Here is a 23,366-nt window from a genome sequence, read left to right on the forward strand (position 1 = left end):
CACGTCCCCTGCCCGGCTTCACGTCTCCGACGTCCGGCGCGCGTGCGCCCGTCGTTCCTCTTCCGCGTGAGCTCCCTTCGACATGACCTCCCGTCCACTCTTCAAGGTCGCGCTCGCTGGCCTCGTCCTCCTCGTCGCCCTGGGCGTCGTGTGGTGGCGGGGCTCGGCTGGGAGCGCTGACGCCGGTCCTTCGCTGCCCGTCGCGGCGATTCCTTCCGTGCCCACGGCCGCCGCAGGAGCTGGCGCCACCGGGGAGCCTCCGCCCACCGCGCGCGCTGGACCTCGCGAGGAGATTCCCATGCCCGGGTGCTGGGACGGGCTGGCGGCGTTGGACAGGTCCGCGACGATGGAGTCGCTGCACGCCGCCGTGGCCGCCGCCATCCAGGCGCGCGACACCGCGCTGGTGGCCTACCTCCAGGAGCGCCTGACGGAGCTGGTGGGCAATGATCCGGACCGCGCGCTGCAACTGGTGGCGTGGGCGGTGAACTCCGCGCCACCGGAGCCGGCCATCTACCTGGAGGCCCTCAAGGCCTCGCCCGCCGTGCGCCATCCGCGCGTCACGGAGAAGCTGGTGTCAGTGGCCGAGGACAAGACGCTGGCCGCACCGGACCGCGCCTCCGCGTTGGACGCGCTGGAGACGCAGCACCGCTTCACGCCGGAGACGCGCGGGCGGCTCAAGGCCATCGCGATGGATGACTCCGCCGATTCCGCCGCGTGGACGGCCACGCGCACGCTGGGCCGGGTGATGAAGGAGGACTACGAGCGCACCGGCACGTATGCGCCGTATTGGAAGGACCTGCTGGACATCGGCACCACGTCGGATGACTCAGCGGTCCGGCTGCTCGCGCTGGAGATGCCTTCGTACTCAGACCCGTTGCTCGACTCGGACTCCATCGATGCGCTGGCGAAGGTGATGCGCACCGACAAGGAGCGCGACGTGCGCGAGATGGCCGCCTTCCGGCTCGCCGTCACCGAGGACCCGCAGAAGGCCCTGGCCGCGTACCGCGCCGCCTTCGACGGCGAGCATGACCTGTGCGTGCGCTGGGCCTTCCTGCGCTTCGCGGTGCGCGCGGCTGGCGCGGATGCACTGCCCCTGGTGGAGGAGTTCGCGCGCAAGGACCCACGCCTGCGGCAGGACTATCTGGACTTCAAGGCGCTGTACGCCACCGGCACCACGGACTTCGCGCGCATCTGGATGGGCAAGAAGGAACATCACGACTGCGTGGTCGAGGAAGGAGCGCCGCACTGATGGGCTCGCGAACGATGAAGGCCCGAGTGCTCTGGCTGTCGCTCCTGCCAGGACTGGCCCTGGCGCAGGGCGCGCCCGTTACCGTCCCCACCCGGACGGCCTGCACGGTGGAGGGAATGCTGGACGAGGTGCGCGTGGCCATGAAGACGGGCTCGCCCGCGTACCGCAAATACGCACGCCTGCGTTTGAAGGAGGCCGCCATCGCCATGCCGCCGGAGGCCCTGGGCCGGGCTGTGAGCCAGGAGCGTGACCCCGCCGTGCTGGAGGCCGTGGGCGCGGCGCTGGCCACCAAGGCGAGCAACGCGCAGAAGCCGGAGCTGCTCCAGCCACTGCTCTCCCGCGCGAGTCAGGACGCGGACCCCGGCCTGCGCGCGGCGGCGGTGCGCGCGTTCCAGGGCTCGCCGTCGGTGGAGTTCATGGCGAAGAACGGCGACGTCGTCACCTACGAGCAGCTCGTGCGCGACAGCGCGCCGGAGGTGCGCCAGGCGGTGGTGGAGAACCTGGTGACGGAGAGCGCGGGCATCTACTTCGGCCACAACCCGGAGCTGGCGGAAGCAGCGGTGAAGGTCGCCTCGGCCACGGACGACCCGGCGCTGGCCACGCGCCTGCTGGGCGAGGTCTCCATGGAGGCCGCGAGCCCGGAGGTGGTGCGCAAGCTCACCCAACAGCTGAGCTCGGAGAACGCGGGCCTGCGCGCGGCGGCGGCGAAGGCGCTGGGCGGCGTGCCGGGCTCTGAGTCCGCGGGCGCTCGCCGTTCGCTCACCTCGTTGTACCGGAGCGACAGCGACCTCGCGGTGCGCAAGTCGGCGCTGGAGGGGCTGGCGCGGCTGGGCCAGTCCGGCGCCCGGCCGCTCCTGGAGTCCCTGCGCGGCGTGGACAAGCGGCTGGATCCAGAAATCGACGCGTGGCTGTCCGCGCTCCAGCGCAACCTCCAGGAGTGGCACCTCATCCTGCGGGAGAAGCAGCGCTTGTCGCCCTGAGTGCGTCCGCTGGGGAACGGCTGTTCCATGGCGGGCATCCTTCACGCCGGGCCCCACTGAAAAGGTGGCCGGGCGGCAGGGAGAGCGGCAGGTTGAGGGGGCCATGTTCGACAGCGGTTTCGGCTCGTCCACCCTCGCACTGGCGCTCGTTGGCAGCGCCGTCACCATCCTCTCCACCAGCCTGGGCGCCGTGCCCGCCCTGGCCATGGGCGGCATCTCCCAGCGCACCAAGGACGTGCTGATGGGCTTCAGCGCGGGCGTGATGCTCGCGGCCACGGCCTTCTCGCTCGTCGTGCCCGCCATCCACCTGGCGGAGGAGCGCTCCACGTCGCGCTTCGTCCCCGCGCTGGTGGTGGGCGGCAGCATGCTGGTGGGCGGCCTGTTCCTGCACCTGTGCAACCGCTTCATCCCCCACGAGCACTTCATCAAGGGCCAGGAGGGCAACGCGCAGGCGGCGAACCTGAAGCGCATCTGGCTGTTCGTGCTGGCCATCGCGCTGCACAACTTCCCGGAGGGCCTGGCGGTGGGCACCGGCGTGGGCAGCCGCTCCATGACCATCGCCGTGCCCATCCTGGTGGGGATTGGCCTGCAGGACATCCCGGAGGGTTTCGTCGTCGCGCTGGCGCTGATGGGCGTGGCGTACAGCCGCAAGCAGGCGGTGCTGGTGGCGCTCTACACGGGGCTGGTGGAGGGCGCGGCCGCGCTGGTGGGCTTCTTCGCCACGTCGTTCGCGTCAGGCGTGCTGCCGTGGGCGCTCGCGTTCGCGGGCGGCTCCATGCTGTACGTCGTCAGCGACGAGATGATCCCCGAAAGCCACCGCCAGGAGTACGCGAAGGAGGCCACCGCCGGGCTGATGGTGGGCTTCGTGCTGATGATGTTCCTGGACGTGACGCTGAGCTGACGCTTTGCGTGCGCGCACCGCGTCTGTGTCCTGCAGGACACCCGGCTGCCCCGCCCCGTGTGGCCCGGACGTGGTAGTTTCAGGTGCATGTCTGTGTCGGATCGAACCCGCGTCGACGGGACCCCCGGGGAGTCGAAGGACAAGGGCGCCCACCTGGACGAGGAGGGGCAGGAGGCCGCGCTCCACGTGACGCTGCCGTACGAGCAGGCCCGCCGTCCGGGGGACCTGCCCACGGTGCGCCGCTTCCGCCTGTCCGTGGTGGAGGGCCCGGGCGCGGGCATGGTGTGGGAGTCCACGGCGGACACCTGCTCGGTGGGCTCACATCCGCTCAACGACTTCGCGGTGGAGGACTCCACCGTGTCGCGCTTCCACTGCGAGGTGCGCATCGGGCCCAAGGGCCCGCAGGTGAAGGACCTGGACAGCCTCAACGGCGTCATCGTGGACGGCGTTCAGGTGGTCGAGGGCATCCTGCGCAGCGGCAGCCTGCTGCGGCTGGGCCGCGTGGTGCTGCGCTTCGACTTCAGCGCGGAGAGCAACCGGCTGCCCCTGTCGGAGTTGACGCGCTTCGGCACGCTCGTGGGCACGTCCGTGGCCATGCGCGGCTGCTTCGCGATGATGGAGCGGGCCTCCGCGCGCGACGTCACGGTGCTGCTGGAGGGAGAGACGGGCACGGGCAAGAGCCAGGCGGCGCTCGCCATCCATCAGGCCAGCCGGCGCAAGGACGCGGCGTTCCTGGTGGTGGACTGCGGCGCCATCCCCGCGCACATCCTGGAGAGTGAGCTGTTCGGCCACGAGAAGGGCTCCTTCACCGGCGCGGTGAGCCGGCGCGCGGGCGTCTTCGAGGAGGCCGACGGCGGCACTGTCTTCCTGGACGAGATTGGCGAACTGCCCCCGGAGTTGCAGCCCAAGCTCTTGCGCGTGCTGGAGAACCGGGAGATCCGCCGGGTGGGCAGCAACACGTACCAGCCGGTGGACGTGCGGCTCATCGCGGCCACGCACCGCGACCTGCGCGCGGAGGTGAACGCGGGCCGCTTCCGCTCCGACCTGTTCTTCCGGCTCGCGGTGCTGCGCATCGCCATGCCTTCGCTGCGTCAGCGGCCGGAGGACCTGTCCATGCTGGTGTCGGGCATCCTGGCGTCGCTGGGCGCGGACCCGGAGCGCACGGGCGCGCTGCGCACGCCGGAGTTCCTGTCGCGACTGAGGCACGCGGCGTGGCCGGGCAACGTGCGTGAGTTGCGCAACCACCTGGAGCGCTGCCTGGTGTTCGAGGACGCGCTGCCCCTGGCGGAGGAGGACTCTCGCCCGGAGGGCAGCCCGCTGGAGCTGGACCTGTCGCGGCCGTACGCGGAGCAGCGCCGGCGCGTGGTGGACGACTTCGAGCGGCGATACCTGCGGGCGCTCCTGGAGAAGCACCAGGGCAAGGTGGCCCAGGCCGCCGTCACCGCCGGCATGGACCGCGTGCACTTCTACCGGCTGCTGCGAAGGCACGGCATCAAGCCGTAGGCGGCTTCAGCGCCGGGAGGAGAGCCTCCAGCGCTCGGGGGCATCCGGCACGGGACTGACGACGAAGTCCGCTTCCAGTCCCCGCAGCGCCGGGCTGGTGACGATGGGCGTGGCCGCTTCTCCGTCCTCCCGCACCCAGCCGGGCAGGTGGAGCAGGCCCCCTTCCCCGCCCGCCGCGTCCCACGCGGAAGCACTGGCTTCCGTCCAACCGTGAGCCTCTTCCCGCGACGTGAGCCGGTCCACATGCACGGTGACGTGCAGGCGCGCGGTGGAGCTGCCCTTCCCCGTCAGCGCGAGCCCCACGTCCAGCACCCGCGCCCGCAGCTCCCGCTCGCGTCGCACGTCGTCTGGAAGGCTGGCCACGGCGAGCAGGCACGCGCCGCCCATCACCCGCACCTCCATGCCGGCCTCGCGCGCCAGCGTGCTCGCGCGCTCCAGGCCCGCGTCCAGGTCCTCCATCGCCGCGGGGTCCGGTTCTCCTGTCAGCCGGGCCTCCACGTACAGCCCCACCGCGCGGGGGACGGCCACCGGTGCCGCGCCTCCCAGCACCGCGCCCCGCAGGTCCTCCAGGAGCGCGTCCACGTCCGGGTGGCGCTCCTCGCGCGCCTTGCGCAGACACCGCAGCACCACCGCGTCCAGCGCGGCGGACACCGGCGCGTGCTCTCCGGGGCGGGGCGGCGGCGCGTGCAGGTGCTGCTGCTCCACCTCGTGGCGAGTGGTGCCCTGGAAGGGCGGCATGCCCGTGAGCAGTTGGAAGAGCAGCACGCCCGCGGCGTACAGGTCCGTGCGCGCGTCCGGCACCTCGCCGCGGATCTGCTCCGGCGCCATGGACAACGGCGTGCCCAGCACCACGCCGGTGTGCGTGAGCGACGAGCTGCCCGGCGCGCCCGGCACCAGCCCCTTCGCCACGCCGAAGTCCACCAGCTTCACGGCGGGGCCACCGCGCCCCGGCGCGAGCCGCACCACGTTCTGCACCTTCAGGTCGCGGTGCACCACTCCCGCCGCGTGCGCCACTCGCAGCGCCGCGCCCACCTGCTCCATCACCTCCAGCACCTCGCGCGGGGACAGGGGCCCGCGCGTGGCCAGCTCCGCCGCCAGGTCCTGCCCCTCCAGCCACTCCATGGCGATGAAGGGCCGGCCGTCCGACAGCTCGCCGTACCCCAGCACCGTGACGATGTGCGGGTGGCGCAGGCGCTGCAGCGTGGCGGCTTCACGACGGAAGCGCCGCAGCGCCACCGCCGCCGCGGCCACCTGCGGGTGCAGCACCTTCAGCGCCGCGGGCACTCCGGATTGCGCGTGCCGCGCCCGGTACAGCGCGGACACGGGGCCGTGGACCTGGACGCGGTCCACGACCCACTCGCCCACGAGCGCGCCGGGCCGCAGCTCCTCGCCGTAGAGGGCCTCCTCGCCATTGCCCGCCATGGGCTAGCGCTTGCCCGAACCGCCCCGTGAGCTCTCAATGGGCGGAGGAGGCTCCGTCCAGCGCTTGCACAGCTCGATGTGCTGGGCATCCACCAGGTCGCATGCGCCGTTGAGGTAGACGGTGACGGGCTCCTCCCAGGGCTGGTTGGATGTGTCCCGACAGGACTCGAAGTCGCCGTCGCCCGCCAGCAGCGGGCCATCCTGCGTCTCACACTGATGGGGGACCCTCGGGTCGGGGTCCCAGCACGGCCCTGTCACGGTGGCCGCGCAGTCCTCCTGCGTGCCCGGCAGCGCGCACACGCGGTAGGTCGCGTAGGCCCGGCCGTACACCCAGCCCGGGTCGTAGCAGGAGTAGAGGTCCTTGAAGACGGGCTTCGACTGGCGGCCCTTCGGACGGTTGATGGTGTAGCGGTCCTTCTCTCCCTTCACCAACGTCACCGTCACGTTGATGTCGTCGCGGAGCGCGTCCCTGCCGAAGAGGTTGCCGTAGAAGGCACCCTCGCGGACCCGGTACACGGCGCGCTCGGAGAGCGGCGCCTGCACTCCCGCCGAGACGCCCACGGTCGCCGTGCCCTCCGCGTCGCTGTCCCAGGGCGCGGTCATCACCGTGAAGTACCCACCCGACACGGGGCAGGTGAAGTTCACGGAGGGGTCCGTGTCCGTGGAGGACGAGGGGTCCGTGGACTCCGGCACGCACCCCTGGCTGGACTCCACGTGGCGCGCGTCCGTCTTGTCGCAGCCGGCGATGCCCCGGCACACGCGCAGCACCATGCGTGCTTCGCCGCTGGAGCCCAGCGGCGTCCCGGACGGGCAGACCGCCGGGCCGCCCGCACCCACGGAGATGGTCTGCCCCGCCGGGCACCACCCCACCGAGTGCATCTTCCAGCCGCAGTTCCGATCCGCTCCCACCGTCTGCGCGTCGCACGGCACGGCGCTGTTCACGGACGCGGTCGTGGCCGGCACGTGCTCCAGCGGCGCCGTCCACGCGTCCAGCGAGAACGGCTGCGCGATGGAGAGGTCGGGCTCGTGGATCTCCCCGCGCATGGACAGCTCCACGCGGTAGCCCAGGCCGTTGTTGCGCGACAGGAGGCACGCCGTCACGCGCCGGAGGCACGCTTCTCCCGGCGCCTGCGTGCGCCACCACGGACAGAGGCCCGCGGAGCCAGCCCATTCACTGCGCTGAGAGCCGGAGGGTTGGAAGGGGTTGAGGTATTCGAGCGTCTCCCCTTCGTCCAACGCACAGCTCACCAGGTACGCCATGAAGCGCTGCGCGTAGGGGTCGCGGAGCTGGTTGTTGATGAGCGCAGTGCCCATGCCGGGGCTCATCACGTCCGGGTCGAAGAGGGACTCCAGCGAGTTCGTGGACAGGGCCGCGTTGGCGTCGTGGTTCGCGGCGATGGCGTTGAGCACCAGCTCCCGCGTCGTGAGCGAGTTGGCGATGCGGATGTCCGCCTTGCTCGTGCCGAGCACGACGTCGGAATCGTCGCTGGCGGTGGTGTCTTCCGGGAGCGCGGGTTCGCAGCCGGTCAGGGCCAGCAACAGGAAACACCAGGGGACTCGGAGGACGGAGGAGGCCATCGCGCGAACACTCCTTGGGTAGGATTCGGAAACGGGAAGGGAAGGAAACCCCAGGCGCGGCCTTCTTGTCTCCCTGTAGCGTGAAAGGTTACGTGCGCGGCACCGTGTAACGGTTCCCGTTACAGCGCTGAGGGTGCGAGCGCGGCACGCAATGCGTGGAAACGCGTAGACCACAGTGGGGCTTCCGCCACGGCCGGGCCGGCGCGTTCGAGCCACGCACGGGCTTCTTCCATGGCGCCCGTGCGACGCGCGATGGCGGTGGCCTGCAGGAGAATCTCCGCCTTCTCATCCGGTGAGGCCAGCGCGTCCGCTTCGGTGTGGAGCGCGGCCCAGTCCGTCTCGCGGAAGGCGCCGGCGGTCTGTTGATGGACCTGGAGCTCCACCAGCCGTCGCATGATGGCGGTGGGTGGCAGGGATTCCGGCGGACAGCGCTCCGAAATCCAGGCGAGCTGGCGGGCTGCCGCTGCCTCGTCTCCCGCGGCGGCCTGGATGCGGGCGATGAGCAGCGCGTCCACGGGCACGGGGTGTTCGCGGAAGAAGCGCACGCCCAACTCATGCGCGCGCTGCGCGAGGGGGAGCGCTTCGTCCAGGCGGCCCTGCATGTAGAGGACCTCCGCCAGGTTGAAGGTGGACCAGCGCTCCATCTGCGCGTGGGCCAGCTCGCGGCCCAGCGCCATGGCGCGACGCAGGTCCGCTTCCATGCGGGGCACGTCTCCCTGGCGGAGCCACAAGAGGACGCGGTTGCACAGCACGGCGGCCTTGTGGAGTCCGTCGCCCGCGGCCTCGCAGCGCTCCAGGGCTTCGTCGAAGCGTTCGGCGGCTTCCGGCGCGCGGTCCAGGAAGGTGAGCGCGGAGCCCAGCAGGGCCAGCGACACGACCAGCGTCTCGTGGTCCCGGGCACGCTCGGAGCCTTCGGCGGTGGAGGTGAGCACGCGGGCCGCGGCGGCCCATTCGCCCTGACGCACGTGAAGGCGGCCCCGGGCCAGACCACAGCGAAGGGACAGGCGCGGCGCGTCCAGGGGCTCGATGGCGTCGAGCGCTTCGCGCGTGCAGACGGCGGAGCCATCCGAGTCCTCCATCCAGTCGCGCGCGGTGGCTTCCTCCAACAGCAGGTCCACTTCGAGCGCGGCGTCGCCCCGGATGCGGGCCAGGGCGCGCGCGGCGGACAGGTCCGCGAGGCTCTCCCGGAAGCGCTGGAGGCGGTGCCGGACCTTGCCTCGTCCCGCGAGCGCCTGGGCCCGACGCGCGTCATCGGACTCCGGAAGGAGCGCGAGCGCGCGCGTGTAGTGCTGCTCCGCTTCCACGGGCAGGTGACCGGAGCGGGCCTCCTCGGCCAGCGACAGGTAGTCGCGCGAGGCTTCCTGGTGGGCGCCGCAGACGGCCGCGTGGTGCGCACGGCGGCGGCGTTCGGCCACGTCGTCGCCCACGCTGGCCTTGAGCGCGGCGGCGTGCAGCGCGCGGCGGGGCGCGGGAGGCAGCAGGGCTTCCAGGGCCTCGCGCAGGAGCGGGTGACGGAAGGCGAAGCGGCCCGGGCTGGTGGGACGCAGGAGGCCCGCGCGGGTCAGTCGTTGCAGGCCCGCGCCCGCGTCCAGCGCGGCGGCTCGCGACAGCTCCGGTCCCGCGGTCAGGTGGCGTAGGGCCGCGTCCACGCGTGCGACGTCCACCTCCGTGCCGAGCACCGCGCACAGCCGCGCGAGAACACGGTGGGCTTCCGGTAGGCCCGCGAGCACACGTGGGGCCAGTCGTTCGAACAGCGGCGTGACGGAGACGTCCAGCAGCGCGTCCGGCGCGACGTACCATCCACCACCCGGCGCCGAACGCAGGGCTCCGGCGGCACGGAGCGCACGGGCCAGTTCGACGAGGGACAGGGGCACGCCCTGCGCCAGGAGTTCCAGGCGCGCGAGCACGGGCTCAGGGATGTGCTCCGCCGGACGCAGCAGGTGGACGAGCACCGCACGGCTGGCTTCCGGAGGCAGGGGCGGCAGCGTGTGGCGTGAGACGTGGGCGCTGCGCTCGCCCAGGTGGGGACGCAGGCCCAGCAGCGAAGGACGTCCGGCGACGCAGATCCAAAGGGACGCCCGCGGTCCTTCGAGCGTGGCGCGCTCGAGCACATCCAGGCTCAGGGGATCCGCGAGGTGGGCATCATCCAGCAACAGCACGAGCGGGGCTTCACGGGCCTGGGCGACGAGGGCCTCGGCCAGGATGCGGGGCTCCGCGGACGGACGGCCCGCGACGGCGCGCAGCGAATCCAGCAGGGCGTTGGACAGCGACGCATCCGGTGGCGGCGCGCGGAGACGGACGACCCGGGCATGGCCCGTGGACTCCAACTGGAGCGCGAGCGCCTTGAGCAACCGTGACTTGCCATGCCCCACCTCACCGGTGAGCACGCCCAGGCCCGGTGCCGAGGACGACAGGCTCCGCGCCGCGTCCGAGACCAGTGCGTCCAGCAGAGCGTCGCGGCCCACGAACGGAGGAGGCTCTCCATCAGCGCGAGCTCCGTCCTCGTCATGGAGGCGCAGACGGAAGACCGCCCCGTTCTCGCTCTCGGCATCCACGAGTCGCGGAGGCGCCGCGCGTGCACCCCCCGCGACCGCTTGCGAATGCGTGGACTCGCGGCTCGCGGACTCCCGCACCACAGGGCGAGCGTCTCCTTCGTTCCCCTGCTCTGCCGCGGTTCCGATGCTCTCGGGACGCTGTTCCTCCCGTGCGTCAGGCTCACGAATCCCAGGTGAGGCTTCGATGTCGTCAGGCTTGCTGACGGGCTCGATCCACCCGGGCTCCAGCCTTGCGACCGCCTCCGGTGTCACCCGCACTTCGCCCTGCGCGAGCGCCCTTCCCCACCACGTCTCCGGCCGCTCCAGCGCGGCACCCGCGATGCGCGGCAACGTGGTGCCGGGATGCACGTACAACACCGCGACGTGCAGGACCGCGGAGGCCTCTCCGGACTCCACCAACCGCCGTGCCGCGAGCGCGCCCGCGCGCACGTTCGCCTCCGCAGACAACGACTCGCAGAAGACGAGCACGTAGCCCCCCGCCGAGACCCGCGCCAGCACTCCGCCGAACGGCTCCAGCGTGGCCGCCAGCCCTTCCACCGACGCGGCCGTGCGCAGCCCCAGCACCGCCACCGGACGCGCGCCCGCGAACGTCACCAGCGCCTGCGCCGACCGCGCATCCCTCGCCCCGACGACACCTGGCAGCGAAGGTCCTTCCGCGCACGCGGCCTCGAACGCGGCCAGCAGCTCCTCCGCGCTCGCGTACCGTTCCGCCGGCTCCTTGGCCAGACACCGCGCCACCACCGCGTCCAGCGCCCCCGGAACCTGCGCCCGCTCCGACACGCGTGGCGGACGCTGGCTCACGTGGCCTTCGCGCACCTCGTCCGGAGTGCCGTGGAACGGCGGTGTTCCCGTGAGCAGTTCGAAGAGCAGGACGCCCAACGCGTAGAGGTCCGCCGCCGGGCCTGCCTCGCGCGCGTCCAGGCACTGCTCCGGCGACATGTAGACCGTCGTGCCCGCGCGGTTGCCCGCCGCCTCCGTCGGCCCCGCGTCCATCCATCGCGCGAGCCCGAAGTCCAGCAGGCTCAGCGCGCCACCTTCGCGCAGGAAGATGTTCTCCGGCTTGAGGTCCCGGTGCGCGACTCCCACCGCGTGCACGCGCGCCACCGCCGGACACAGCCCCGTCAGCAGCTCCCGCACCCGCGCCACGGACGCCGCGCCCGTGCCTGGCAGCGCCGCCATCCACGCCGCGAGCGTCTGCCCTCGCAACAACTCCTGCACCAGGAAGGGCCTGCCCCCCACCCGCCCCTCTTCCAGCACTTCAGGGACCGTGGGCGGCCCGACGCGCCGGAGCGCCTCCGCCTCGTGGGCGAAGCGCGCATGGTGCGGCCCCAGTCCCACCTTGAGCGCCACCTCGCGGCCGTCCGACTCGCGCACCGCGGTGAAGACGTGGGCGAAGCCCCCCACTCCCAACAGGGCGGCACCGGACAGGCCGGGGACGTCAGGAATCGCCAGCGGCTCCAGGGGGAGACCGGACCCGGCGGCGACGCCATTCACGGGACACGCCGCGCCCGGAGCGAGGCGGCGGTGGCAGACCGGACAGCGCATGCGGATGCCCGGAGGCTACCAGAGCGCCCGCGCCAGCACGATGCCCACCCCCACCAGCCCCTCGCCCGCGATGAGCCCGGCCGCCAGCGTCACGCCCGGCCCTTCCGACGCGGGCCTCCACCGTCGGGCCAGCTCCCACCCCAGCCCGCCCAGGAAGAACCCCAGGCAGGTGGAGGCAGGTAGCAGACACGCCAGCCCCATCCCTACCGCCGAGGGCGTCCAGCGGCGGAAGCGCTCGGGCAGCGCCTGCTCGCCCAGCGTGAGAACGGCCGCCGCGCCCGCGGCCCAGGCCATGGCGATCCGCAGGTCCGCCGAGACGGCATCCAGCCCTGACGCCAGCACCTGCGCCACACCCGCCGTCATCGTCGCGGCCGGCGCCGGAAAGCGCTCCGAACCCAGCACGGAGGGCTCCGGCACCAGCAGGTAGAACAGCGGCACCACCACCAGCGCCCCCACGACGCACCCCAACAGCTGCGCCAGGAACACGCGGCGTGGATCCGCGCCCAGCAGATGCCCTGCCTTCTGGTCCGTGAGCAGGTCCGCGGAGGAGGACGCCGCGTTGACCGTGATGCCCGCCGTCGCCAGGTTCGCGCGCACATCTCCGGGCAGCAGCACGCCATACGTGAGCTGCGTCACCTGCCCCAGCGCACCCACGGGGCTCATGTCCGTCTCCCCCGTGACACGACAGGAGATGAGACACAGCACGAACGACAGCGCCACCGCGAGCAGCGCGTGCGGCACCGGCACGTCGAAGCCCACCCGCGCCAACGCCACCGTCGCGGGCGTCAGCACCAGCATCCCCGCCACCCACCACCGCCCGGGCACCTGGAGCGCTTCAATGGGATGCGGCGCCTGACGCGGCCCGCGCAGCCCCCGCAGCGCCCGGCCCCACACGCGGGCCTGGAGCGCGAACTGCAAGAGCGACGCGGTGGTGAGCGCCGCCGCGCCCGGCCACAGCGCCCACGCGAGGAAGTCCCCATCAGGAGCCACCACGCCCGCCGCCATCAACCGGGGCGCGACGACGCCATGGACGAAGAGCGCCCCCAACCACATGGACGCGGTGACGCGCACGCCCAGCAGCGCGCCGCCGCCCACCGGCATCAACCCCGTCTCCAGCGCGAACCCCAACCGCTCCAGCGACACGCCCCCCAGCGTCCCGGGAAACGCATACGCATAGGGCAAGCGCCCGAAGCCATCGCGCGCGAGCGTCAACACGCCCGCGATCAGCCCGCCCACGCCCAGCATGCGCAGCCGCGGCCCCGCCGCCTCCCCTCCCGAATGCAGCGCGCGAGCCGTCGCCGCCGCGGCCGTCCCGGACGCGAACGGAAGCTGCTCCCGATCCACCAGCTGCCGCTTGAACGGCACCGCGAACAGGACGCCCAGCGCGGACAACAGGAACGTCCACGCCAGCAGCGTCATCCCGGGCAGGTGGTGCCCCGTCGTCAACAACCACGCCCCCTGCACCGACACGAGCGCGCCGCCCGTCGCGTACCCCGCCGACGACGCCACCGTCTGCGCGCATCCCAGCTCCAGCAGGGACAACGGGCTCCCGGCAACGCGGGGGCTCAAGCGCCGGAGCGCCCCATGCGTCGCGGAGGCGAGCAGCGCGGCAGTGACGGCCACGCCGAACGCCACGCCCGTCTTCAGGCCCGCGTAGAGGTTGGTGGCGCAGGTGAGCACACCCAGCCCCGCGCCCAGGAGCACCGCGCGCAGGGTGAGCTGGGGCAGCCGGTCGCCCTGGTACACGCGCGTGAGCCAGTAGGTGTCCACCTCCGCCTGCGTCGTGCCGGGGATGCGCAGCAGCGTCAGCGAGGCGTCGGTGGGCGCGTCCCCGGCGGGGACGGCTCGGGGGGCGGGGGCCGGCATGGGCCGCCCATCCTCTCCGTTCGCACCCTCCCGCGCTACATCCCCGCCCCGTCATGACCTGGGATGTTTCAATCCCTGTCGTCCCCGCCCGCACAATCACAGGCACGCGGATGTCACAGACTCCAACCTGATTTCGTGGGACATCACGGACTATCGGATACATACTCAATGTGAACCGAGCCAATACTCATGGTGAGAAGGCGTCCGGTTCGCGGAGTTCCCCGATGCTCCACGTCACCCCCAGCTGGAAGCGCCTCGCCCTGACGGCGATGGTGTTCTCGACTCCCCTCATGGCCGGCTGCACGGCCGAGCCCACGCGCGAAGCGCCGACGGCCGCCGTGCGCCAGGACCGGGCCCACGACTCGCTGAAGATGTCGAAGCTGTACGCGCAGTGGAAGCAGCAGCACGCGGATGGCACCCAGATGCCGCTCGACCTGGGCGACGCGGATCAGTACGCCTTCCTGATGAAGCGCCTGGAGGCGGCGGGCAACACCCCGGCCAACTCCCCGCGCCTGTTCTCCAGCCTGTCGCTGCAGCGCGAGCGCGTGCTGGCGGAGAAGGCGTCCGGCAATGTGAAGGCGCAGACCACCACCCCCGAGTGGTGCGGCCACCTGCTGCCGCTGGAGGAGATTGCGCACGGCAACGGGGAGACGACGTTCCAGGGCTCGGGCTACCTCACCTGCGCGGGCGGGGCGGACTACTCCTACGTGGACTTCAACGCGTACTCCACGACGCCGGACCGCCAGGACTTCCAGCTGCTGGCCACGACGGCCACGGAGGACTACCTGGTCAAGACGCTGGAGACGGATCCGCTGAACGTGGTGCTGGACGCGGGTCCGGACCGGGTCCTGTATTACGACTCGGTGGGCATGGCCTATGACGAGGCCAGCGGCCGGATGGAGACCTTCTACTCCACCGCGGACACCACGGTGCTGCTGCTGCCGCCGGGCCTGAACTTCGACCACCCGCGCGAGCTCATCGGCACGGGCCTGCCGGGCAACGCCATCCGCACCTGCCTGGAGCGCGGCTCCGCGACGGGCGCGCTGGACTGCGACTACACGCTGGCGAAGAAGGACGCGGCCGGCAACATCATCGCCTTCGCCGGCGGCTACACGGGCGTGGCGGCGGTGAATGCCCAGCAGTCCGTGACCGCGAAGAAGTGGCTGCCGGACACGACGGCCTACTGGCCCACGCCGGGCGCGTTCAACGCGGCCAAGCTGTACCTGCCGGCGCAGGGCTCCTACGTGACGGGCCTGCCGGCCAACTGCACCGTGACGACGGTGAAGAGCGAGGTGAACATCGTCCTCCTGAGCGCGGGCGGCCGCTGCAAGGTGAAGAACGTCGCGGCGACCACGCCGGGCACGGTGGTGCTCACGGGCAGCCTGCCGCTGGGCACGGGCCTGGACGCGTCCAGCATTCCCTTCAACGGACTGATGGACCTGGGCACGGACTGCCTGGCCAACGAGCAGGACGTGGCGATGCAGGCCTTCACCACGGTGAACGCGACGTGCCCGCGCTCGGGTGGCGGCTTCAGCCCGGTGACGCGCGTGGGCTTCCGCCGGCTGGCGGTGCTGGACTTCAAGAACAGCTGCCTCGCGGCGGGCACGCGCGTGCTGCGCGCGGACGGCAAGTCCGTCCCCGTGGAGTCCGTGAAGGTCGGTGACCGCGTGCTGTCGAACGCGGACGGCCGCGCCCTCACCGTCACCACCGTGACGAAGGGCACCGAGTCCCAGCCGATGGTCCGCCTGAAGGCGGGCAAGGGCCAGGACGTGCTCGTCACCAACACCCACCCCATGGTCAGCCGCACCCGAGGCGTCGTGACGGCGGGCGAGCTCGCGGTGGGCGACGTGCTGCTGACGAAGAACGGCGAGGCGACGCTGGCCTCCGTGGAGCGCGTGCCCTTCAAGGGCCAGGTCTACAACCTGACCCTGGGCACGGACACGGAGCTGCTGGACGTGGGCGCGAAGGAGCACACGCTCATCGCCAACGGCTTCCTGGTGGGTGACGCGCGCATGCAGACGGACCTGGCGCGTGAGAAGCACCAGCCCGTCGCCTCGAATGTGCTGGCCGTGCTGCCCGCCGCGTGGCACGCGGACTACCTGAACAGCCGCCGCTAAGCGGCGTCAGGCCTCGCGCGAACGCAGCAGGTAGAAGACGTAGCCGTAGCTGTCCCCGTGGCGGCGGTACAGGTTCACTTCCTGTTCCGCCGCCGCGATGACCTCGCGCAGCGCCGCGTCCGCGGTGGGGCGCAGCCGGTCGATGCGCTGGAGGAGCGGCGTGTAGTACTCGTCCCACCACGCGGACGCGGGCAGCGTGAAGGTGTCCAGCACCGTGAAGCCCGCGGCCTCCGCGCTGGCGCGGTTCTGGGCGATGGTGCCCATGGACGGGTACCCGGAGGACCAGAAGCGCACCGCCTCCGGGGGGCGGACGTCGGTGAGCCAGGTGCACTCGGTGACGGCCACCTGTCCACCGGGCGCGAGCAACGGCCGCCACTGGCGCAGGCCCTGCTCGAAGCCCATCAGGTAGATGGCGCCCTCGGACCAGAGCAGGTCGACGGAGCCGGGCGGCAGCGACAGTGCGCTCATGTCCTCCTGGCGCGTGACGATGGCGTCCGACAGCCCCTGCTCGCGGGCCTCGCGCTCCAGCCGGTCAAGGTAGGGCCGGTGCAGGTCCACGGCGGTGACGCGCGTGCCCAGCTCCCGCGCGAGCACCAGCGACTGCCGTCCGGTGCCCGCGCCCAGGTCCAGCACGCGCGGCGAGGGCGGCAGCGGGGACAGGCGCCGCAGCGCTTCCCGGGTGCAGCCGTCGCTGCCGGGGCCCAGGCGGGGCAGCTCGTTGTAGAGAGTGAAGAAGGCGTTGACCGTCTGGCGCAGCTCACCGGAGCTGCGCTTCACGTTGCCCTGGAGCAGCGGGACGCGCTTCCAGTGCTCCTCGATGCGCTGTTTGAAGAGCTCCGGCATGGGCAGGTCCGCGCGCAGCGTCGTCCACGTGTCGAGCGCGACCTCGACGGCGCCCTTCACCACCGGGAGGACGTCGTCGTCGCTCAGGCCCAGCTTGCGCGCCAGTCGTTCGAAGCTCTGGAGCGACACGTCCTCGAAGCGCTTGGACTTCGCCAGGTTCAGCGCGAGCTGGTCCTGAGGCATGTACTGGATGGTGGAGACGAAGTCGTACGCGGGAGACAGCGTGGGGCGCGTGCCGTCCGGGTAGTAGAGGGACCAGTTCTTGTGGTGCGCGTCGCCGTTGCCGCACGCGATGATGAACACCAGCCGCCGCAGGAACTCCTGGAGCGCGTCCAGGCCCGCGACCTTGAGCAGCACGTTGGCGATGGTCTCGTAGTTGTACTTCTTGTACTTCTCGTCGGAGTACAGCCCCAGCACCTGCGCCAGGTCCTCCATGTGCACGCGGCGGCCGGGGGACGGCCGGTCGAAGCGTCGGATGGCGTAGGCCAGGTCCTCGCGCAGGGTGATGCCCTCCGGGAGGCCGTGCAGGTCAGCGACCGGGAGCAACTGGAGCTCCGGTACGTCGATGCCGGTGGCGCGCGCCCACGTCATCACGGACAGCTCGTTCTCCGGCACGCGGTCGTAGCGGTTGTCCGGGAGCTTGACGATCCAGTCTCCGCCCAGGCCGCCCATGGGCAGCGTCATGCCCCGGTCGCGCCGGAGCATGGAGAACTTGAGCTGCACGCCCGCGAGCGAGAAGCGCAGCGGCTCACCATCCGACACGGGTTCGGCCGGGACGTCCACGAGCGGCGCGTCGTGGCCGGCGAGCTCGCCCGCCGGGCGGATGATGACGGCCCCGGAGAGGTCCGCGCCCAGGTGGGCGATAAAGAAGAACTCGCGCTGCCGGGCGATGTGCTGGCGTTCGGAGATGAGGTCGCGCAGCGGCCCTTCGGGAAGGAGGTTGGAGAAGAACGGCGGCAGCCGCATGCGGCTGGTGTGACGGCGCGACAGGTCGTCCTCGAAGAACTGGCCCAGGACGGGGCGCGGATAGCGCTGGCGGTAGTCCTCGGAGAGGCTGAACTCGATGCGCTCGTCCGCGAGCAGCGTGAGCGTGCCGACGTGCACGTCGCCAATGAGGACGTCGAGGATGCCCGTGGTGGACACAGGGAGCGTGGGGTCCATGTCAGTCCTCATCGTCGTCGATGATCATCGACTGGAGCGAAGGCCGGTCCGAATCATCCCAGCGCGTGCGGGCCTCCATGAACTGGCGCAGGACGGGCTCCAGGACCATCTGGCGCAGGTGGAGGAACGCACCGTCATTGCGCCGCAAGGACTCCATGGCCTGCGGGCTGAGCCCATGGCTGTGGAGGATGTCCTCGCTCGGAGGCGGATGCGCTTCGAGCATCTGGGACAGGGAGTGCCCCGGCACCGGAGGATGGAAGAGGAAGTTGAAGGTCCCTTCCATCAGGCGCCGGACCGTCCTCCGGTCAAAGACCCGTTGCGTGGTCCACCGCGGGTCACCCGCGGGAAGGATGGGCTGGAAGCCCTCGCCCTGCTGCTCCAACAGCTCTCCGGGGTCCAGCACCGCGCCCGTCAGCAGGTGGCGCGGCTGGAGGGACAGCATCGCGATGCGCAGGACCAGCGGGGGCCGAGCGATGGAGTGGGGAATGACAGGCATGCCCGTCTCCATCCACCAGCGGATGAGCGGCGGCGGCACCTGCGCCAGCAGCGTCTGGAGGGAGCGCTCCTCGTCGGAGCGGATGGCCGCGAAGACCTGGAGGGCCTCCGGGGGCTTCAGCTCCCAGCCACCAAAGACGATGTGGCGCCAGATCCAACGCGACAACAGCTCCCGCGAACGAGGTGTCGGCTCCGGGTGCAGTTGGAAGAACCGCGTCAGCAACACCAGTGAGTTCTCGGGCGCGGGCAGCAGCTTGAGATGCGGGATGAACGCATCGCGCTTGAGGAACACGATGGCGTCCCGGAGCGCCCGGTCCGTTCGGCGGACGGTCTCCGTGAGTTCGTCGTCCTGGTTGAGCTGTTCCTGGTAGCCCCGCGTGAAGTCCAGGCCGCGCACGGCCAGCACGGCGCGCAGCAGCAGTGACTCCGGGATGCTCCCGAAGCCCAGCTCCCGCAGCCCTTCGGTCACCGACTCCAGGCTGAGCGAGCGCGAGCCCACGTACAGCGCGTTGAACACCTCTTCATCCGTGAGCGGACGGCCCGCGGTGTTGAGGCGCTTGAAGATGATGCGGAGGACCTTCTCGTCCGCCGTGTCCACGACGTACGCGGGCACCTGGTACTCACGGATGGCCTTGCCCAGGCGGATGGCGGCGCGCAGGTGCTCCGGGTGCGCCTCCCGGTCCGGATAGCGATTGAGCCAGTGGAGCAGCGACTCGCTGTCCAGCACCTCATTCATGGGCAGCCAGTGCGGTGGTGGTGCCCCCGCTTCCGGCGGTGCATGCAGCTCCCCCGTCTCCAGGTCGAAGTACAGGTGGAAGTCATCGCGTCCGGCTTCATCGCCATAGGACGGATGCAGCAGCACGCCCGCGAGCGCCGTCACGCGCTGCTGTCCGTCCACGGCCCACAGGCCCTGGCTGGTGGAGGGCGCGTCGATGCGCACGGGGCCGAAGCTGACATTGGCGGCGGGGGCCTCCCGGCGCCAGAACAACAGGGTCCCGATGGGATAGCCCCGGTACACGCTGTCCAGCAGGTCTCGCACGTCCTCCGCGGTCCACCGCAGGGGGCGCTGGAAGTCGGGGATGCGCACCTCGCCGCGCCGCACGCGGTCGAGCAGGTCCTCGATGCTGAACGACTTCGTCTCCGGGCGCCGCGTCAGGGGAGCGGGCATCGCGATCCTCCTCCCCCGGGTCTGTAACCCGAAGCTTTAGAACCCGCCACCTACACCGTGGAGCCACGTCGCTTCGGCAGCAGCACCACCAGACCCAGCGCCACCAGACCCGTCACGGTGGACAGGATACGGCCGCCCTGCCCCACCGCGTTGACGTCCAGTTGCAGGTCCATCAGCCCGTTCGCCAGGTTCCATCCCCAGTGCAGCCCCACGGCGCCCCACAGCGAGCCCGTGCGGGCCACCGCCGCCGCGTACGCCAGGCCCGTGCAGAACAACATCAGCCACTCCAGCGGACCGTTGCCCAGCCGGTACACGTGCGTGAGCACGAACACGCCCGCGGACAGGGCCACATAGCCCGCGCCCTGCCCCGCCACCGGCCACGCGCGGTACCAGAAGCCACGCGCGACGATGTCCTCCGCCACCGACGGCACGAACGTGGACACCGCCACGCCCAGCGCCGCCACCAGCAGCGCCGTGCCCATCAGCGGCTTCTCCAGGGGCTGCACACGCATCACGCCCACCGCCACACCCACCAGCACGGACAGCGGCTTGAGCACCAGCATCACCGCCAACGCCCGCGCGAGCGCGGAGCCACGCCACGCAAGTGCATACGCATGAAAGCCATTGCGGTAGCCCAGCCACCGCCCCACGCCCCAGGCCACCGCGTGGAAGAGCATCATCAGCGCCGCCGTCACCGCGAAGCTCCCCAGCAGCCGTCCTCCAATCCCCTCCGGCGCTTCGTAGCAGGCGTACAGCACGGCGAACGCGAGCGCGCATTTCGGCGCGACAGGAGACGGAGTCGAAGCAGGGGGAGTCATGACGGTGGCCCCTCATAGCGCGGGAAACATCACCACCGAGCAGTCCGCTTTCAGCGGTTCAGACGGATTGCACCAGGAGTCACCGCGACTTCACTGGATGGAGATGAACTGAAGCCGCTGACGTGATGACTCGCGCCATCCTCCTGGTGACTGCAGTCACCGGCCGGGCACCTGGCGCGAGCATCCTCTTCCTGTGAGTTCCAGGGGTTGCGCGGTTCACCTTGTCGGCACGCGCGCTGCAATGAGGTCCGGGCACGTCGCAGCTCAGACCCAAGGTGATAACCATGATCGACCTCAAGGCCACGGCCCGCTCCTCCTCCCTGATGCGCCCCAACGCCGCGGAGACCGCGCTCGTCAACCCGAAGGCTCAGCTCTCCGCGGGGCCTGTCGCGGACGCCTCCCGGAGCATGCCGTCGCGGGGCTTCAGCCAGGTGGACTCGTTCGAGCCCGCGATCATCAACCGTCGGCAGCCGCGCGGGATGTCCGCGATGGAGGGTATGTCAGACATGCTCAGCGCCCCGGCCACCTTCGCCCCTCGGGGACTCCCCCCGGAACTCCAGAACCTGGCTCCGGCTCCGGCTGTGACCGAGGCGCCGGCGCCGGCTCCGCAGCAGGCCTCCAACGGCGTCCCCAGCGCCAATGACAAGCGCCCGGCCGGGGACAACCGTTCCGCCGCGCAGATTGTCGACGACACGCCCGCGCTGAAGAGCCTGGGCCGCCAGAAGGACATCAAGTTCGACCAGCTGTGCAAGCAGACGGGCGTCGACCCCAAGCTGGACCTGAAGGATCCGAAGCAGAACGCCGACGGTGTCTACCGGTTGGCCAAGGTGCTGGAGTTCATCGACAGCGCCAAGGCCTCCACGGGCGGGGACCGGGATAGCAAGGTCAAGGGCGGCGTAGGCGACGGCAACATCGAGGGCATCACCAAGGACGGTGACGCGCGCCACGGCACGGAGGCCGGCATGGTCAAGGACTTCGCCGAGAAGGGCTACTCCTTCCTGGGCGAGCACCAGCTGCCAACCACGAAGGACACCCACGTGAAGGCGGACGGCAGCAACAAGGACAACTTCCAGTGGGCCATGGGCGAGGCCGGCAAGGCCCTCTGGTTCATCCCGGGAGTCAGCAACGTCCTGACGGGCATCGGCAACTCGGAGGGCGGCTTCAAGGGCGTCCTCGAGGGCGCCGCGACCGGCTACCTCAACACCATCAAGGGCGCCGCGGAGGGCGTCATCGGATCCATCACCAAGGGCCGCGCCAACCCGGCCGGGATGCTCTTCGGAGCCTATACGGGCGCGCTGGCCAACACCGAGGCCGCCCCGCAGCCGGTGAAGGACATCGCCAGCATGCTGTAAGAACCGCTAGGGCAGCGGCTCCGTCCGGTGCTTGCGCGCGGGGTTCTCCAACCCCACGCGGAACCACCGGTAGCCGTAGCCCTCCAGGGTGAGCCCGTGGCGCTGTCCGTCCACGGGCTCGGAGTGGTCCTCGCTGAGCACGTTGAACAGCGTGCACGGCTCCTCGCCGCCCGGATCCAGCTTCACCGTGCAGGGCCGGGCGGACAGGTTGTGCAGCACCACCATCGCGTTGCCCTTCCATTCGTACCGGATGGCCAGCACGCCCTTGTTGCCCGTGCGCAGCACCTTCCATGCACCCCACCCCAGCTCCGGACACTCCTTGCGCGCGCGGATGATGCGCTCGGTCCAGTTGAGCTGTGAGGCCGGGTCGCGGCGTTGCTGCGCCACGTTCACCTGCCGGAAGCCGAACGGCCCCTCCGACACCAGGGGCTTCACCGGCGCCTCCGCCAACGTGAAGCCGCCGTGCGGCTCCGGGCTCCACTGCATGGGCGTGCGCACCGACTGCCGCTCCACGAGTGACAGGTTCTCCCCCATGCCCAGCTCGTCGCCGTACCAGAGCACTGGAGTCCCCGGCAGTGAGAACATCAAACTGTAGGCCACTTCGATGCGGCGGCGGTCGCCGTCCAGCATCGACGCGAACCGGCGGCGCAGGCCCCGGTCATACAGCTGCATGCCCTTGTCCGGCCCCAGCGCCTCGAAGACCTCCAGCCGGTCCTCGTCCGACAGGCGCCCCAGGTCCAGCTCGTCGTGGTTGCGCAGGAAGTTCGCCCACTGCGCCGTGTGCGGCAGCTTGGGAGCTGACTTCAGGGCCTGCACCAGCGGCGTCACGTCCCCTCGCGTGAGCGACAGGTAGAAGTTCTGGTTCGCCAGGAAGTTGAACACCATCTGCATGCGGTCGTTGTCGCCGAAGAACTCCACCACCTCGTTCATGGTGACGTTGGCTTCCGCGAGCAGGATGGCGTCCCCTCTGCGCCATGAGAGGAATTCGCGCATCTCCTCCAGCAGCTTGTAGGGGTTCTTCACGTCCGGGTTCTTCACGCCCTTCAGCTCGACGAGGAAGGGCACCGCGTCCACGCGGAAGCCGGACACACCCAACTCCAGCCAGTAGCCCATCACCTTGAGGATCTGCTCGCGCACCTCCGGGTTCGCCACGTTGAGGTCGGGCTGGAAGTCGAAGAAGCGGTGGAAGTACCAGAGGCGCGCCTCCTTGTCGTACGTCCACGTGGAGGGCTGCACGCCCGGGAAGACCATGCCCTTGTTGGCGTCCTTGGGCCGCTTCTTCGACCAGACGTAGTAGTCGCGGTAGCGGCTGTCCGGGTCCTTGCGCGCGGCCTGGAACCACGGGTGTTGATCCGACGTGTGGTTCACCACCAGGTCGATGATGACGCGGATGCCGTGCAGCTTCGCCTCGTGGGTGAAGGCCACGAAGTCGCCCAGGTCCCCCAGGCGCGGATCCACGCCGTAGTAGTCGCGGATGTCGTAGCCGTTGTCGCGGTTGGGCGTGGGCTGGAAGGGCAACAGCCACAGACACGTGATGCCCAGGCCCGCCAGGTAGTCCAGCTTGCGGCGCAGGCCCGTGAAGTCCCCCACGCCGTCGCCGTTGCCGTCCATGAACGTCTCGACGTCGAGGCAGTAGACGACCGCGTTCTTGTACCAGAGGTCTTCAATCATCCCCTTCCCTTTAGCCCTCCGTTCCCAGGAGGCATCCGGCGACTCCCGCGCGCAGTGAGGAACCCCACACCCGGGGGCCGCCGGGCTTCGTTCAGCCAACACTCGCGTGAAGGCGGGCCTCGCGGCCGGGCTGATCCGACTC

14 protein-coding genes are annotated in these 23,366 nt (G+C 70.9%); 6 read left to right on the plus strand and 8 right to left on the minus strand.

The features are described from left to right. The first annotated feature begins 82 nt into the window (after window positions 1–82). From D7Y04_RS17855 to D7Y04_RS17870, 4 genes are all read left to right on the plus strand, one after another. Window positions 83–1,249 (plus strand): HEAT repeat domain-containing protein, encoded by a 1,167-nt coding sequence (locus tag D7Y04_RS17855; protein WP_121760096.1) that lies wholly within the window; start codon window positions 83–85, stop codon window positions 1,247–1,249. Beyond that, window positions 1,249–2,229, plus strand: coding sequence for a HEAT repeat domain-containing protein (locus D7Y04_RS17860; RefSeq protein ID WP_120580073.1), 981 nt, complete (start codon window positions 1,249–1,251; stop codon window positions 2,227–2,229). Before D7Y04_RS17855 ends, D7Y04_RS17860 begins: the two co-directional genes overlap by 1 nt. Before the next feature lie 103 nt (window positions 2,230–2,332). Then, complete coding sequence (locus tag D7Y04_RS17865) at window positions 2,333–3,130, plus strand: ZIP family metal transporter (RefSeq protein WP_121760097.1); 798 nt, start codon at window positions 2,333–2,335, stop codon at window positions 3,128–3,130. Window positions 3,131–3,217: 87 nt separating this feature from the next. Next, window positions 3,218–4,633 carry a sigma 54-interacting transcriptional regulator gene (locus D7Y04_RS17870; protein ID WP_370457135.1) on the plus strand — a complete coding sequence of 472 codons (1,416 nt, stop codon included), beginning with the start codon at window positions 3,218–3,220 and terminating at the stop codon, window positions 4,631–4,633. A 6-nt stretch (window positions 4,634–4,639) separates the two neighbouring features. Here D7Y04_RS17870 and D7Y04_RS17875 read toward each other — a convergent pair whose 3' ends face one another. The 4 genes from D7Y04_RS17875 to D7Y04_RS17890 all read right to left on the minus strand — a co-directional run bounded on the left by D7Y04_RS17875 (window position 4,640) and on the right by D7Y04_RS17890 (window position 13,599). Further along, a complete protein-coding gene (locus tag D7Y04_RS17875) occupies window positions 4,640–6,055 on the minus strand; it encodes a serine/threonine-protein kinase (RefSeq protein ID WP_121760098.1) in 1,416 nt (471 codons plus the stop codon). A 3-nt stretch (window positions 6,056–6,058) separates the two neighbouring features. Further along, window positions 6,059–7,633: a hypothetical protein gene (locus D7Y04_RS17880; RefSeq protein ID WP_120598483.1), complete on the minus strand. Its 1,575-nt coding sequence runs from the start codon at window positions 7,631–7,633 to the stop codon at window positions 6,059–6,061. Window positions 7,634–7,752: 119 nt separating this feature from the next. Continuing rightward, entirely contained in the window at window positions 7,753–11,733 is a 3,981-nt protein-coding gene (locus D7Y04_RS17885; RefSeq protein WP_121760099.1) for a serine/threonine-protein kinase, read from the minus strand. A gap of 15 nt (window positions 11,734–11,748) precedes the next feature. Beyond that, the gene (locus D7Y04_RS17890; RefSeq protein WP_121760100.1) at window positions 11,749–13,599 is read right to left on the minus strand and encodes an OPT family oligopeptide transporter; all 1,851 of its coding nucleotides are present in this window, start codon (window positions 13,597–13,599) and stop codon (window positions 11,749–11,751) included. Between the two features lie 224 nt (window positions 13,600–13,823). Between D7Y04_RS17890 and D7Y04_RS17895 the strand changes: the two genes are divergently transcribed. Next, window positions 13,824–15,716: a Hint domain-containing protein gene (locus D7Y04_RS17895; RefSeq protein WP_121760101.1), complete on the plus strand. Its 1,893-nt coding sequence runs from the start codon at window positions 13,824–13,826 to the stop codon at window positions 15,714–15,716. 6 nt (window positions 15,717–15,722) lie between these two features. Here the strand turns inward: D7Y04_RS17895 and D7Y04_RS45700 are convergent, their stop codons facing one another. Genes D7Y04_RS45700 through D7Y04_RS17910 form a run of 3 tightly spaced genes read right to left on the minus strand, consistent with a single transcriptional unit; the run spans window position 15,723 to window position 20,201 of the window. Beyond that, window positions 15,723–17,720, minus strand: a complete 1,998-nt coding sequence (locus D7Y04_RS45700; protein WP_233601476.1) for a HipA domain-containing protein — start codon at window positions 17,718–17,720, stop codon at window positions 15,723–15,725. A gap of 1 nt (window position 17,721) precedes the next feature. Next, window positions 17,722–19,383 (minus strand): DUF262 domain-containing protein, encoded by a 1,662-nt coding sequence (locus D7Y04_RS17905; protein ID WP_120597511.1) that lies wholly within the window; start codon window positions 19,381–19,383, stop codon window positions 17,722–17,724. 50 nt (window positions 19,384–19,433) lie between these two features. Continuing rightward, window positions 19,434–20,201: a CPBP family intramembrane glutamic endopeptidase gene (locus D7Y04_RS17910; protein ID WP_120597512.1), complete on the minus strand. Its 768-nt coding sequence runs from the start codon at window positions 20,199–20,201 to the stop codon at window positions 19,434–19,436. A gap of 284 nt (window positions 20,202–20,485) precedes the next feature. Here D7Y04_RS17910 and D7Y04_RS17915 point away from each other — a divergent pair, with 284 nt between their 5' ends. After that, window positions 20,486–21,553: a hypothetical protein gene (locus D7Y04_RS17915; protein ID WP_121760102.1), complete on the plus strand. Its 1,068-nt coding sequence runs from the start codon at window positions 20,486–20,488 to the stop codon at window positions 21,551–21,553. Window positions 21,554–21,559: 6 nt separating this feature from the next. Here D7Y04_RS17915 and D7Y04_RS17920 read toward each other — a convergent pair whose 3' ends face one another. Then, window positions 21,560–23,224 (minus strand): alpha-amylase family protein, encoded by a 1,665-nt coding sequence (locus D7Y04_RS17920; RefSeq protein ID WP_120597514.1) that lies wholly within the window; start codon window positions 23,222–23,224, stop codon window positions 21,560–21,562. Window positions 23,225–23,366: the final 142 nt, after the last annotated feature.

This window comes from Corallococcus sp. AB038B, from assembly GCF_003668955.1.
GTDB classification, from domain to species: domain Bacteria; phylum Myxococcota; class Myxococcia; order Myxococcales; family Myxococcaceae; genus Corallococcus; species Corallococcus exiguus.